This window comes from Gilliamella sp. M0320, from assembly GCF_016101635.1.
GTDB lineage: Bacteria > Pseudomonadota > Gammaproteobacteria > Enterobacterales > Orbaceae > Gilliamella > Gilliamella apis.
On the sequence record NZ_JACFQD010000001.1, the window covers coordinates 341,515 to 356,037 of the forward strand.

Below are 14,523 nucleotides of genomic sequence, written 5' to 3' on the forward strand. Positions count from 1 at the left end.
TATGAATAAGCTACTGAAAAGTTTTGTTAAATTCGGTCTCATTTTATGTATTATTAGTACAACTGCTCAGGCCAAAACGCCGGCGACTGAACAAATTCCTGTTTTAAAGCAAGACGAAGTACATCAAGTGGTTGCTAAACGTGTGACCAACTTTTTTACGCAATCACATTACCGTGACTTTTCGTTAGACGGAGCCTTTTCTGCTAAAATTTTCGATCGTTATTTCAAATTATTAGATGGTAATAAAACCCTCTTTCTGCAAGATGATGTAAATAAATTCCGTGATCGCCAAGAGCAATTGGGACAAGAACTGATTGATGGCGATTTAAAAACCGCTTACGATATTTACAACCTATTCTTGCAAAAACGCTACAATCGTTATCAATACGCGCTTGAGGTCTTACAACGTCCTATGGACTTTAATACTAAAGACCAAATAAATTTCAAACGTGAAGATATGGCGTGGCCAACCTCTGAAAAAGAGCTCGATGAATATTGGGATAAACGAGTTAAATATGATGAGTTAAATTTATCTTTAACTGGTAAAAATGAAAGCCAAATTCGTGAAGTTCTAACTAAACGTTATCAACGAGTATTAAAAACGATTGTTCAATCTAATAATGAAGATTGTTTCCAAGTATTTATGAATGCTTTTGCGCGAGAAATTGACCCGCATACCAGTTATTTAGCACCACGTAAAAAACGTGATTTTGATTCAGAAATGAGTCTGTCTTTTGAAGGTATTGGTGCAACGCTTAGCCAACAAGATGATTATACTGTTATTATGTCTTTTGTCACTGGCGGCCCTGCTGAGAAAAGTAAATTATTATCAGTCGGTGACCGAATTATTGGTGTAGGGCAAAGCAATTCTGCTATTGAAGATGTCATCGGTTGGCGTTTAGATGATATTGTTGACAAAATACGTGGACCTAAAAATACCGTAGTAAAATTAGAAATTTTACCAGCGGGTAATAATAGTAAACCGAAAGTGATCGAAATCACTCGTGATAAAATTCATTTTGAAGATCGTGAAGCTAAATTAAAAACTATCAATAATAGCCGTGGAAAAATCGGTGTGATTGAAATACCAAGTTTTTACATTGGCTTGACCAAAAAAGTTGAATCATTAATCTTAGAAGCCAATAGTGAAAAACTACAAGGTCTAGTTATTGATTTACGAGATAACGGTGGTGGTTCATTAGCTGAAGTTATCGAATTAACAGGGTTATTTATTGACAGCGGTCCAGTTGTACAAGTACGGGATAATTTACAAAAGATCACCACTTACGATGACAAAAATAAAGGTATTGAATACACAGGCCCAGTTGTTGTCATGATCAATCGTTATAGTGCATCAGCATCAGAAATCTTCTCAGCAGCGATGCAAGATTATGGCCGAGCAGTTATTGTTGGTGAAACGACTTATGGAAAAGGTACCGTACAAACTTCTCGTAACATTTCATATCCAGTAGATGCGCGATTACACCCTAAATGGCCAGAACTTGGCGGTGCACAATACACGGTACAAAAATTTTACCGTATTAATGGTGGTAGTACTCAGTTAAAAGGTGTTGTACCTGATATCGAAATGACGAAAAGCCAATATGTCGATGAAATGGGAGAAAGATTCTTAGATAATGCCATGCCGTGGGATAAAATTCCATCAGCTGATTATCTCACTGTTGCTAACATTAAACCTTTATTAGCTAACTTAAAATCACAGCACCAAGCTCGAATTGCTAATAATCCTGAATTTAATTATATAGAAGAGGATATTAAGCGGTTTAATGATAAAAAAGATGATCAATATGTGGTTTCTTTAAATAAAAATGAGCGAGAAACCGAACAAAAAACTAACGATGATCGTGATTTAAAAAGAATGAATGAACGTTTAAACCGTGCTGGTTTAGCGCCAATTACTAAATTAAAAGATCTACCTAAAGGTTATAAACAGCCTGATGCATTTCTAGATGAGGCAGTCGAAATCTTACTTGATTTAATACCAAATTATCCTAATCTTGAAGCTAGTAAGGTTAGAGGTGGATTTCTTTCTTTAGATAAACCAATTGAATAGTTATAAACAAAAAGTAAGGAATAAGTATTATGAGTATCAATTTAAAATATGCTTTAGTTACAACGGTTCTTATTTTAGCTGTTTTATTAGTATTCGGAACCATCGTTTACATGAATTAACACTTGATTAATTGTTTGCAGATAATTATAGTATGCACCCTGCTTTCAAAAAGCAGGGCTAAATTAAGGTGAGGTGTCCGAGTGGTTGAAGGAGCACGCCTGGAAAGTGTGTATACGGCAACGTATCAAGGGTTCGAATCCCTTCCTCACCGCCATGAATATTTATTCAGTCATCGAAGGAAAGAGCCATTAGGTTCTTTAGCATTGCCAACCAAATCTATTAATATGGTCTTGGCATTTACCTCAGCTTTAATGACCTGACGTGACGATTAATCTCTTCCTCTCCACGATCTTTCGGAGTTACTATGGAAAACTTACGCACTGTTCAGGATTATATACGCTGGACCACTTCACAACTTAGTCAATCAGACATCTTTTTAGGCCATGGCACCGATAACCCTATCGATGAAGCCAAACAACTTATCTTAGCTACGCTCGGCTTATCACTATTTATTCCTCCAGAATTTTATGCTGCAAATCTGACTAATGATGAAAAACAACAACTAAATGAGATCATCAACAAACGTATTAATGATCGCTTACCAACACCTTACCTAACTAATCAGGCGTGGTTTTGTGGTCATAGTTTTTACGTTGATGAACGAGTCTTAATCCCACGTTCTCCTATTGGTGAACTGATTAATAATCAGTTTAAAGATATAATTAGCAGTAAACCAAAAAATATTTTAGATCTCTGCACCGGTAGTGGGTGTATTGGTATTGCTTGTGCTTATGCATTTCCTGATGCTCAAGTTGATATTACTGATATTTCATTAGAAGCGTTAGATGTCGCTCAAACTAATATTGAACTGCATGATATGCAATATCAAGTTACACCAATTTTATCCGATCTATTTAATCAATTAGAGAACAAAAAATACGACCTAATTGTGACTAATCCTCCATATGTCGATGATGAAGATATGAGTGATCTTCCTGACGAGTTTTTATATGAGCCAAAACTAGCTCTCGAAGCAGGATTTGATGGATTAGACTTAGCAAAAAGAATTCTACACGATGCTTGTGATTATTTAACACCTGATGGAGTATTAGTCTGTGAAGTTGGTAATAGCTGGGTGTCTTTACAACAACAATATCCAGATGTACCCTTTAACTGGATCAGTTTTGAGCATGGTGGATTTGGCGTATTTGCAATCACTCAGGCTGACTTGAAGACTTATCAGCATTATTTTAAATAAATTAACTATAAAATAAAAAATTGGAATAAGAACTATGGCAGGAAATTCAATCGGTAAATTATTTAAAGTCACAACCTTTGGTGAATCACATGGTACTGCACTAGGTTGTATTGTTGATGGTGTGCCACCAGGAATGAATTTAAGCGAATCCGATATGCAACACGATCTTGATCGCCGTCGTCCTGGTTCATCTCGTTACACTACGCAACGTCGAGAAGCTGATCAAGTAAAAATCCTATCCGGGGTATTTGAAGGTGTGACTACTGGTACTAGTATCGGATTATTAATTGAAAACACCGACCAACGTTCACAAGATTACAGCAAAATAAAAGATATTTTTAGACCGAGTCACGCCGATTATACCTACCAAAAAAAATATGGTATTCGGGATTATCGCGGTGGTGGTCGCTCATCGGCACGCGAAACTGCCATGCGTGTTGCGGCCGGTGCTATTGCTAAAAAATATTTACATGAAAAGTTAGGTATTACCATTCGTGGTTATTTAGCACAAATGGGTGATATCCAGTGCCAATTAAATGATTGGCAACAAGTTGATCAAAATCCTTTTTTCTGTCCAGATGAAAGTAAACTAGAGGCTCTTGATCAACTATTAAGACAGCTCAAAAAAGAGGGCGATTCAGTTGGCGCTAAAGTCTGCATTGTTGCTGAAAATGTTCCAGTAGGTTTAGGTGAGCCCGTCTTTGATAAGTTAGATGCTGATCTTGCCCATGCATTAATGAGCATTAATGCAGTAAAAGGGGTTGAAATTGGTGATGGTTTTGCTGCGGTTAATAAACGTGGTAGTGAAAATCGTGACGAAATAACCCCACAAGGATTTTTATCAAATCATGCTGGTGGTATTTTGGGGGGAATTAGCTCGGGTCAAACTATCATTAGCAGCATAGCATTAAAACCAACCCCAAGTATTGAAATTGCCGGACAATCAATTAATATTAATGGCGAAAGTGTCGAAGTTTCAACCCATGGTAGACATGATCCTTGTGTCGGTATTCGAGCAGTGCCTATTGCTGAAGCAATGGTCGCTATCGTATTAATGGATCATTATCTTCGCTATCGGGCCCAATGTAGTGATGTAAAATAATCATGAGTTACGAATTACTGGCTTTACTTTTTTTAATTGCGACGTTAGCAGGCTTTATTGATTCAATTGCTGGTGGGGGTGGACTATTAACGGTACCGGCACTACTGGCTGTAGGATTACCACCAGCTAGTGCGTTAGCCACTAATAAATTACAAAGTTGTGGCGGTTCTTTTTCTGCTAGTTTCTATTTTATTCGCCAACGTATGGTTGATTTAAAACAGCAAAAATGGGCGATTGCTTGTGCATTCATTGGTTCCGCTCTTGGCACATTATCAGTCATGCATATACAAGCGGATTTCTTAAAATTATTATTACCAATATTAACCATTAGCGTCGGACTTTATTTTCTACTATCACCAACAATCGGAGATAGTGATCGTAATAGTCGGCTTTCAATTTTACAGTTTGCTTTGATTCCTGCGTTGGTTATCGGTTTTTATGATGGATTTTTTGGCCCCGGCGCCGGATCATTCTATGCGCTCGCATATATTACTCTGGCTGGATTCAATTTAACTAAAGCAACCGCCCATACCAAAGTACTCAATTTTACCTCTAATTTAGCAGGATTAATCTTCTTTATTGCTGGCGGTGAAGTAGTATGGTCAATTGGTTTAGTTATGTTAGTTGGCCAATTTATCGGCGCAAGATTAGGGGCAAAAATGGTTATAGCTAAAGGACGAAAATTAATAAGACCAATGTTAATTACCGTTTCAACCATCATGAGCATCAAATTAATCTATGAAAACTTCTTTTAATCATCGCTAATAAAATTTAGAACCAGTTTTAGTACCATCAATAAGCTAACAACCAAGAATACATTAGCCAATTAAAAACCCCGTTCCTCAAAATTTTGCGGAACGGGGTTTTTAAAGCCAAAATCCCGCCCAAGTTTCCCCGAAATTGGTTTTAAAACTAAAATTAGCTCGCTATAAACATAAAAGTTTATTTTGGCAAATAAGTTTGGTGTATTTAATTTAGCGACATTGGCAATGTGCTGACAACTGAGAGAGGTTAGCATGGCAAACAGGGATGTTTGGCAAGGCTGTGTTTTGTCAGGAATAAATCACAGCCGGTGCGTTAAGAGCGAACGAAGACGGAAGGCAGTCACGCAGTGACCACTTGCGTGGTCGTCGCGGGAGATTGTAAAGAGGGTTGGCGCCAACCCTCTTAACTCGGACGTAATCACCGTATAAAAACAACCACAAAACAACAAACGTCCGAAACTCAAACAACCAAAAAACTTGAGGAACGGGGTTTTTAAAGCCTAAAAATCCCCCTAAAGTTTCTCCGAAATTGGTTTTAAAACTAAAATTAGCTTGCTATAAACATAAGAGTTTATTTTGGCAAATAAGTTTGGCGTATTTAATTTAGCGACATTCGCAATGTGCTGACAACTGAGTGAGGTTAGTATGGCAAACAGGGATGTTTGCCAAGGAGCGTTAACAGCGAACGAAGGCGGAAGGCAGTCACATCGTGACCACTTGCGTAGTCGCCGCGGGAGATAGTAAAGAGGGTTGGCGGCAACCCTCTTAACTCGGACGTAATCAGCGTATAGAAATAACCACAAAACCGAAAACGTCCGAAACTAAAAGAATAAAAAATTTTGAGGAAAGGGGTTTTTAAAGCCTAAAATCCGCCTAAAGTTTCTTCGAAATCGGTTTTAAGGGCGTAATTAAAACATAATATTACATTAATCTTTACAAAAGTTAACAATTAAACCGCCAAAAAAAGTTGCATGGTTTTTTGCAATCACTATACTTTTATAGCATATTTATAAGAATGGATAAATTTCACGCCATCAGGCTTAAAATTTTAAATAAATCATAAAATTGGATTGACAAGGATATCTGATATGGATTATAATTTTCAACACGCAACACGCAACACGCAACCTGCCCAACCTATAATTTCACCTTTCTAAAGTTAAGCTCACACCGTTTATTATTTCAGCAATTTCCAAAATTTCTGCAATTCCGGCAAAATTTTTCAAAATTTCTTGGTTTAGCCTGTTTATCTCGGCCGATGGTTTTGGTATTAACCGTAGTTGTTTTACAGTCTATCTCTTTTACTAATTATGCATTAACCACAAAAACGACCAATATTATTTATGGCTCAGCACCTTATTTAACCTTTGATGGTGGTCGTACCCGGGTAACAAATACTGAAGCGCTACTCGGGATATCCCTTTCAGATGGTAGAATATTTACTCCAACAACCAATAATTCAAGAGGCAATCCTATCGAGTTACCTGTTGCTGGTCAGAGTTTTAATGATATTGGTATGTTAATACCAAGGAATAATTATTCTATTGCATTAAGTTCACTTATTGGCACACCGTATAATTATTGGGGTGATGATGATGGTGATGGTCAGGGCGTTAATGGTGTCACCGCCACCGGTAGTTTAAATTTATCGATTGTTGATAAAGACAATAATCCTGTTTCCCGTAGTGAAGTACTGACTATTTGTAAAGCTCCATATAAATTAACCTTATCTAATGGTGAAGGTAGATTAACAACACGTTATGGAGTACCTAATGAAAGTCGTTTTACGGCAGGTAATGCCACTTATTATATTAATCCTAAGGCATCGCCAGTGATTTGTTTTGCAAGACCTGACCTAGGAGAGAGAGCCACAAGGCAAGGTCTTTCTGCTGCCGTTTGGGAATATGGTAAGGGTTTTCTACCACAGTCAGTTACGCCGTCGTCTTATGGTTTAAACTTCCCGACTACTGGTGCTAATAATTTGTATTTTGATTTAGATATTAGTGGTAATAATCAGGCCTTATCTTGGGCGCCGGTTTCTCATGGTGGTATTGCTGCAACGATGACCGATTCAACAAGTACCAGCGTTCGAGTCACCCTAACGGGTCCTGTTGCTACATCGTACTCAGATAATCCAGGTAGAATCGACAGACTATCTTTACCGCAGACATTTGAGTTAGTCGGTCGTGATAGTAGTGGTAATGCGGTGGTCAAATATGGATTTAAGTTAAAGCAGTGGTTTGTTAATCGTGGTGGTTATAAAAGTACCCCTTCTAGTCTATCATCTTGGTGTAATAAGATTGGAGGCTACCGTGTCCCAAAGGTCAAGGATTTAACAAATTCGGTTTGTCAGGGAGCTGGGTCAGATCGTTATTGTCGAAGTGCAGTTGGTGCAAGGCCTTCGTCACCTGATGCTTATTTACGTCGTCACATTGGTGCAGGATTTTTCACGGAATGGGGGAGCACTGGAACCAACGTCAGTACCATTAGATATTGGACGAATGATAGTGTTAATTGTGATTATCGTATTTGCCACTTTTTTGTTAATCATATGGGTATTGCAAATCTCACGAATTATAGAGAGTTAAACGGACTCTGTGTCTATCCTTAGCTATTATTTCTTAGTTCTTAGGTATTAAAGCTAAGGATAAGAAAAATAATGTTAGGACAATAAAAGCGATTTTGTGGCGCGACATTGGCAATGTGCTGACAACTGAGAGAGGTTAGCATGGCAAACAGGGATGTTTGGCAAGGCTGTGTTTTGTCAGGAACAAATCACAGCCGGTGCGTTAAGAGCGAACGAAGGCGGAAGGCAGTCACATCGTGACCACTTGCGTGGTCGCCGCGGGAGATTGTAAAGAGGGTTGGCGGCAACCCTCTTAACTCGGACGTAATCACCGTATAGAAACAACCACAAAACAACAAACGTCCGAAACTCAAACAACCAAAAAATTTTGAGGAGAGGGGTTTTTGAAACTTAAATTCCTCCTTATTGCTAACCCTTTTTTTAACTTAAAATAAAATAATTAAAAATCAATATGTTGAAAAATGGATCAAAAAAAGGGTTTTTAATAGTAAAATTGCGCTTTGCCTTTTTGCCAACTGCATTTATAGTATATTGGATTCTAGTTTACTGCCGTGTAGGTAGTTTAGAAAATCTAGAGCCGAATCTATTATGCGTACAATAGGTTCACTGCCGTGTAGGTAGCTTAAAGCTATTGCTAAATAAGCTAAAAACTGAACTCATATGTTCAGTTTTTTTGTATACTAACTTTTTGTATTCACTCGATAAGAGAAAATATAGGCAATAACAGCAATAATACCAAATACAAGAGATAGAAAAAACATTATCTGATAGGCGCAATTTACTGAAATTATTTGATCTAGAGTTAGGTTGATTAATATTCCTGATAATACGCTTCCAAATGCACCTCCAATTTGCTGTATAACACGAGTGATAGCACTTGTGTCCTTAATCTGATTTTTTTTACAAAACTCGAATGGAGAAGAGAGAACAGCAATCGTGGCAACGCCTAATCCGGAGCCTCGAACAGTAAAACCGATGATTTCAGAGACGCTGCCACCAACTTGAATTATTAATATACTTATTGCTGATATTATTAAACCTATACCAATAATTAGAAATGAATTTATCTCACTTAGTGATTTATAAACAAATTTTCTCGCCAACCAAGCTCCTACACCTTGTAGGGCAAGCAACATTCCAATATAAGTAATCGATATATGATCATTTATTGCTTGTATTAAAGGAAAAAAAATCATAAAACCGAAAAAGATAACTGATGTCAGAAATCCCATAATTATTGCCAGAGAGTATTGATGGCAATTAAATGCACTTAAATCGATTAGTTTATTGTCTGACTTATTATTAGTAATAAGTGAAACCATCATCAAACCAATACCTAAAACCAGCATAATAATATTAGAAATATCAAAAAAATGCCCAGAAGTAATATTTTTAATAGAGATAAAAAATAATATTAAAGCAATTAAAAATGTCATAAATACATAAATATTCATATTATATTTAGATGTTTTATTCTCTGGTATTGTCGTCCCACCAAAGAAAAAAGCTAAAAGCGCCAAAGGTATGTTGATAAAAAAAGCTATTCTCCAATTTAATTGTTCCGATAAGATTGCGCCAAAAACTGGTCCTAGTGCTGGGGCAAAGACTGACGGAATAGCAATCAATGCCATAACCGGCTTTAGCCTTTGCTTAGCAAAATGAGTCGCTATTATCGATTGAGTGATAGGTATTAATATTCCTGCACCAAAACCTTGTAGGCATCTAAACAGGATTAAAGAAACCAGATTATATGAAAATCCAACTAATATAGAACTAATAAGAAAAATAAAAATTGAGCTGACCCATGCGTTCTTGAGCCCAAAATTTTCATGTATATAAGGTGATAGCAATATGCCAGCTGCGCAAGCAAGCATATATATGGTAATCGCCAATTGTATATAAGCATAAGAGGCATTAATGTCATTCGAAATTGCGGGTAAAATAACATTAACAATACTGCTATCTAATAATGGCAATATACTAGATAGCGTCATCGCAAATACTAACTTTTTTTCTGAGATGGTCAGGTCTAGCGATTGTTTCATATTAAACCCTTTCCATATTATATTTAGTTGCGCCTTGTGTATCTATTCCGTCGAATGTTGATGATGTAATTTCTTTATAATTTTTATGTTTTCCTTTCATGTATCTGTTTCCTTATTAAAACCAGATTATTAAGCAATTAATAAATTTGAAAATTACCAATTAATTCGTCTAAAAAACGATTATTTTGTTGATTTACAACTTATCTATTTATTGCTAACGTGTTACCTTCAATTTAATTGAGAAGATTTTAGGATAGCCAGTAGAATAGTGTTTTACTAGCCAATTTAAGCCACAAAATATCCCATCGGGGCCATATAAATGAATACTCCACTCATTTCTCCACTGCTTGCTTCTTCTGATAGCGAACCGATGATCATATCGACAGCCAGCCACTCTTCACAAAGAGTGACACAACGTCATGGTCATTCGAGAGGACAGTTACTTGGCACATTACAGGGATTAATTTCAATTGAAGCAGAAAGTAGTCAATGGATAGTGCCCGCAACTCATGCTGTCTGGATCCCCCCGAATGTACAACATAGTCTTCTTGGAACGCATGGACAATTTGAAGGATGGAGCATCTATATACAAAAAAATGCATGTTCTAAACTACCTATCAAACCATGCATTTTAGAATTATCTGATTTATTGCGCGAAGCAATTAACCGAACCATGTCATGGCATAACTCAGAACTGCAACCAGAACAGAAGCGATTAATTGCCGTGATACTTGACGAGATTAGAATCAGTCCGCAAGTTGAGTTAGCACTGCTAATGCCAAAAGATATGCGTCTGTTAAAAATCGCTTTAGCTTTGTCTGATAATCCTAGTGATGATAGAAACGTTAATGAATGGGGCGTTTGGGCTGGTATTTCCCGACGTTCATTAACACGTCGATTTACCAATGAAACCGGATTTAATTTTACCGAATGGCGTCAGAAGCTGCGCATGTTAAAAGCGTTAGAATTGCTAGCTACTGGAAAATCAATTACAGAAATATCTTTATATTTAGGTTATGACAATATTAGTGGGTTTATTGCTATTTTCCGACGAAATTTTGGGGTAACACCAGGTAATTATCAAAGAACCATGCGAAACCGTCTCTGATGGCGAAACTTTACTTATACTACTATTCAAAATGATAATCATATTAATGATAAATTAATCAAATAAATTTTTTCTAAGTCTCGTAATATAATTAGCAAAAACCTCAATTAAACAATTTATTATATGATTTAAGTATTAACTTAAAAAGAAAATAGCTTACTATGAGATTCACGCCATATAGGTGGTAAAATCATTTACTGAATCTCTTAGATAATTATTTAAAAGACTCGTTTTATACATAAAACAATGTTAATTTATTGCTATCTAGAACTTGAGATTATTTTCTTATTATCATGGATTTGATTCATTCGTCTGATCTTAAAACGACTCTACTCTGGATTGTTGGTGATAAAAGCCAATTTAATCAACAAGGACGAGTGCCAACTAATCGTACTAAGCGTAATATATTACGCAATGATAGTGAAAATAGTTGGCAATATGCCACATCTATCCAACTTATCGCAACCATTGCTGCGCTATTGCATGATTTGGGCAAAGCAACAGTCGGTTTTCAAGATAAATTACGGAAAAGTCGACCAGCAGGTAATCCGTTTCGTCATGAGTGGATTTCATTACAGTTATTTTTATTGATGATTCGTGATTGTACCACTAATCAAGAGGTTTTAACCCGTTTAGCTAATTTTGCCGATTATCAACAACTTAAACCAGATTGGCATCATGATCTTACTAGCACAGAGAATAATGACCTCTCTCAATTACCATTATTAGCCCAATGGATTGGCTGGTTAATTGTGTCACACCATCGTATGCCGTTTTTAAAAACTTCATTAGGAGGTGATAAAGATAAGAAGCTACTGAGAGATATGTTTCTATCTGGTCTAAAACTAAAAAGTTTTTTTAGCACTTTTACTGCTGTTGAAAACTGGGTTAGAAATAGTAATATTGAAGACAGCACCGATTTTTGGCAACTTAAAAGTGATATAACCTTAAGCCAATCTTGGCTTAAAAAATTAAGTCGTTATGCAAACAAGGCAATTCATCACACTCCTTTAATGCAACTAACCAATGTTGATTCATTATTATTACATTTATCACGATTAAGCCTTATGGTTGCTGACCATAACTATTCCAGCATATCAATCAATGACAAAGAAGCCCAAAGGGTTGAAGATATTCTTATCGCCAATACCAATAAAAGCCAGCACGCCAATCAACGCTTAGATGATCATCTATTAGGTGTTGCTAATTTTGCCGCTCGTTTTGCTCGCTTACTTCCTAAAATCAACACTGAATTACCAGCAATTAATCAGCATAAGCCATTTACGCAACGCACTATCATTAAACGCTTTCAATGGCAAAACCATGCTTTTGATTTAGCTAAAAGTTATCAACAATTAAGTGATGATAATGGCTTTTTTGGCGTCAATATGGCATCGACCGGCTGTGGTAAAACCTTAGCTAATGGGCGAATTATGTATGCATTATCAAATCCACAGCGTGGGGTTCGATTTACGGTTGCTTTAGGATTACGTGTATTAACCTTACAAACTGGTAAAGCATTACGTGAAAGATTGCATTTAACCGATGAACATTTAGCTATTTTGGTTGGTGGTCGGGCAACAAAGACCCTATTTGAGTTAGAAAATCAACCGCAAATTACTAAAAATGCAAACAATAACGAGATTAGTCCCGAAACTCTTGGTTGTGAATCGACAGAATCATTAGTCGATGAATATATTGATGTGGCAGAGAGTGGTATTGCTGACTGTGAACTCGGTACCATTATCGAAAACAGTAAGGCCCGTCAGTTGATCTATGCGCCAATTGTGACATGTACTATTGATCACTTAATGCAAGCTAGCGAATGTCTCAGAGGTGGCAAATATATTGCCCCAACCTTAAGGTTGCTTACCGCAGATTTAATTTTAGATGAACCGGATGATTTTGATCAGCGAGATTTACCTGCTTTGGCAAGGTTAGTTCATTTAGCCGGGCTTTATGGCAGTAAAGTGTTACTCTCATCAGCCACCTTAACGCCAGATCTTATTGCTGGTTTATTTGATGCTTATCAAGCCGGTCGCAAAATTTGGAATCAGAATACAGGAAGGTCTAATCAGGAGATTATCTGTGGATGGTTTGATGAATATCAGCAGTCAGTCGAACAAATAGCTGATACTGTTAATTTTAAACATCATCATACGAAGTTTATCGAAAAAAGAATAGCGAAGTTGCAACAAGGGACAATTCGCCGTCGAGGGCAAATTTTAGAATTATTAAATTACCCATTCAATAAAAAAGGAAATTCAGATCTAGGCTATGCTCTATTGGCGCAACAGTTATTAGATCAAGCTTATCATTTTCATTTACAGCACCATCAACAAGATCCGCAAACCAACAAAAAAATTAGTGTCGGTTTAATGCGCTTTGCGCACATTGATGATGTGATGTCGCTCACTAAGCAAATCTACCAGCAAACTGAGTTACCGGCAAATGTTGAATTTCATCTGGTGGTTTATCATGCCAGACAGCTGCTACTATTGCGCAGTCAATTAGAAGAAAAATTGGATAGAATTTTAAATCGTGGTGATGCTAATAAATTATTTCAACAACCTGAAATCCGTGCAGCAATAAAAGACAGTGATAAACAACATCATATTTTTATCGTCATCGGCACACCGGTTACTGAAGTTGGGCGTGACCATGATTATGATTGGGCAATTGTTGAGCCATCTTCAATGCGTTCAATTATTCAGTTAGTAGGACGAGTTTGGCGGCATAGACCGGAAAAAACGGCCGAAAGTGCCAATGTGGCGATTTTAGGCAGTAATTTAGAAGCGATGAAAAACGGCAATAATTTAGGTGTTAATAGCGCTTGTTTTACTAAACCGGGGTTTGAGCAAAAACCATTATTTTTATTAAAAACGCATAAGACTGAACAACTGATAACGTCAGAACAATTAAAAAATATTAATGCGACTCCTCGCATTATGACTGATTCGCAAGCAGGCTTAACATTAGCAGAACTAGAACATAAGGTTATGGCAAATTTATTTCCAATCAATGCGCGCAAAAGTAATTATGTTACCAGTTATTGGCAAACTGATTTGGCACATCACCATTGTGTCCATCTACAGTTAATCTCGCCTTTCAGGCTGCAAGAGCAACCACAAGAGGAGTATATCTGCCAACTTGATGACAATGGCGAATACCGATTTAGTTATGCCGAAATCGCTTGGCAAACGCCAAATGAACTTTGTGGTGATCCGCAAAACGAAAATTTTAAATATGATAATTGGCAATTTAGCAATCCATTGATACAGCCATGGCTTACTAATACCGTTGAGCAAGCGATTACTCAAATAGTGGAATATTTTCCAGATAAAAATCATTATCGGCTAGCTAATGAATTTTGTACTATTAATCTGAATAGCAAAACACGCTGGTGCTTTCATCCCTATTTTGGTTTTTATAAAGATAGAGGTTAAAAGAAGAGGTTATTTATTATTTTTTAGAAAAATTTTATCTTTAAAAAAGGTGTTTCCTCAACTATTTTTATAGAAAATA

The 14,523-nt window shown here is 36.7% G+C and carries 9 protein-coding genes and 1 tRNA gene; 9 read left to right on the forward strand and 1 reads right to left on the reverse strand.

The window, feature by feature from the left end:
• Position 1 precedes the first annotated feature (1 nt).
• The 7 genes from prc to H3T83_RS01580 all read left to right on the forward strand — a co-directional run bounded on the left by prc (position 2) and on the right by H3T83_RS01580 (position 7,869).
• The gene (prc, locus tag H3T83_RS01550) at positions 2–2,074 is read left to right on the forward strand and encodes a carboxy terminal-processing peptidase (protein WP_065578571.1); all 2,073 of its coding nucleotides are present in this window, start codon (positions 2–4) and stop codon (positions 2,072–2,074) included.
• A 29-nt stretch (positions 2,075–2,103) separates the two neighbouring features.
• Complete coding sequence (locus H3T83_RS11480; protein ID WP_198214882.1) at positions 2,104–2,193, forward strand: YnhF family membrane protein; 90 nt, start codon at positions 2,104–2,106, stop codon at positions 2,191–2,193.
• 67 nt (positions 2,194–2,260) lie between these two features.
• Positions 2,261–2,348 (forward strand) — tRNA-Ser (locus H3T83_RS01560).
• A gap of 150 nt (positions 2,349–2,498) precedes the next feature.
• Complete coding sequence (prmB, locus tag H3T83_RS01565; protein ID WP_198214883.1) at positions 2,499–3,392, forward strand: 50S ribosomal protein L3 N(5)-glutamine methyltransferase; 894 nt, start codon at positions 2,499–2,501, stop codon at positions 3,390–3,392.
• Between the two features lie 34 nt (positions 3,393–3,426).
• The gene (gene aroC, locus H3T83_RS01570; RefSeq protein ID WP_086363025.1) at positions 3,427–4,494 is read left to right on the forward strand and encodes a chorismate synthase; all 1,068 of its coding nucleotides are present in this window, start codon (positions 3,427–3,429) and stop codon (positions 4,492–4,494) included.
• A 2-nt stretch (positions 4,495–4,496) separates the two neighbouring features.
• Entirely contained in the window at positions 4,497–5,249 is a 753-nt protein-coding gene (locus H3T83_RS01575) for a TSUP family transporter (protein WP_198214884.1), read from the forward strand.
• A 1,267-nt stretch (positions 5,250–6,516) separates the two neighbouring features.
• The gene (locus tag H3T83_RS01580) at positions 6,517–7,869 is read left to right on the forward strand and encodes a hypothetical protein (RefSeq protein ID WP_198214885.1); all 1,353 of its coding nucleotides are present in this window, start codon (positions 6,517–6,519) and stop codon (positions 7,867–7,869) included.
• A gap of 656 nt (positions 7,870–8,525) precedes the next feature.
• On the opposite strand, the gene H3T83_RS01585 is transcribed toward H3T83_RS01580, so the two are convergent.
• A complete protein-coding gene (locus tag H3T83_RS01585) occupies positions 8,526–9,890 on the reverse strand; it encodes an MFS transporter (protein WP_110453126.1) in 1,365 nt (454 codons plus the stop codon).
• A gap of 319 nt (positions 9,891–10,209) precedes the next feature.
• Here H3T83_RS01585 and H3T83_RS01590 point away from each other — a divergent pair, with 319 nt between their 5' ends.
• Together H3T83_RS01590 and cas3f are read left to right on the forward strand one after the other, a co-directional pair.
• Entirely contained in the window at positions 10,210–10,998 is a 789-nt protein-coding gene (locus H3T83_RS01590; protein ID WP_198214886.1) for a helix-turn-helix domain-containing protein, read from the forward strand.
• A 293-nt stretch (positions 10,999–11,291) separates the two neighbouring features.
• Positions 11,292–14,444 (forward strand): type I-F CRISPR-associated helicase Cas3f, encoded by a 3,153-nt coding sequence (gene cas3f, locus H3T83_RS01595; RefSeq protein WP_198214887.1) that lies wholly within the window; start codon positions 11,292–11,294, stop codon positions 14,442–14,444.
• The last annotated feature ends 79 nt before the right edge of the window (positions 14,445–14,523 follow it).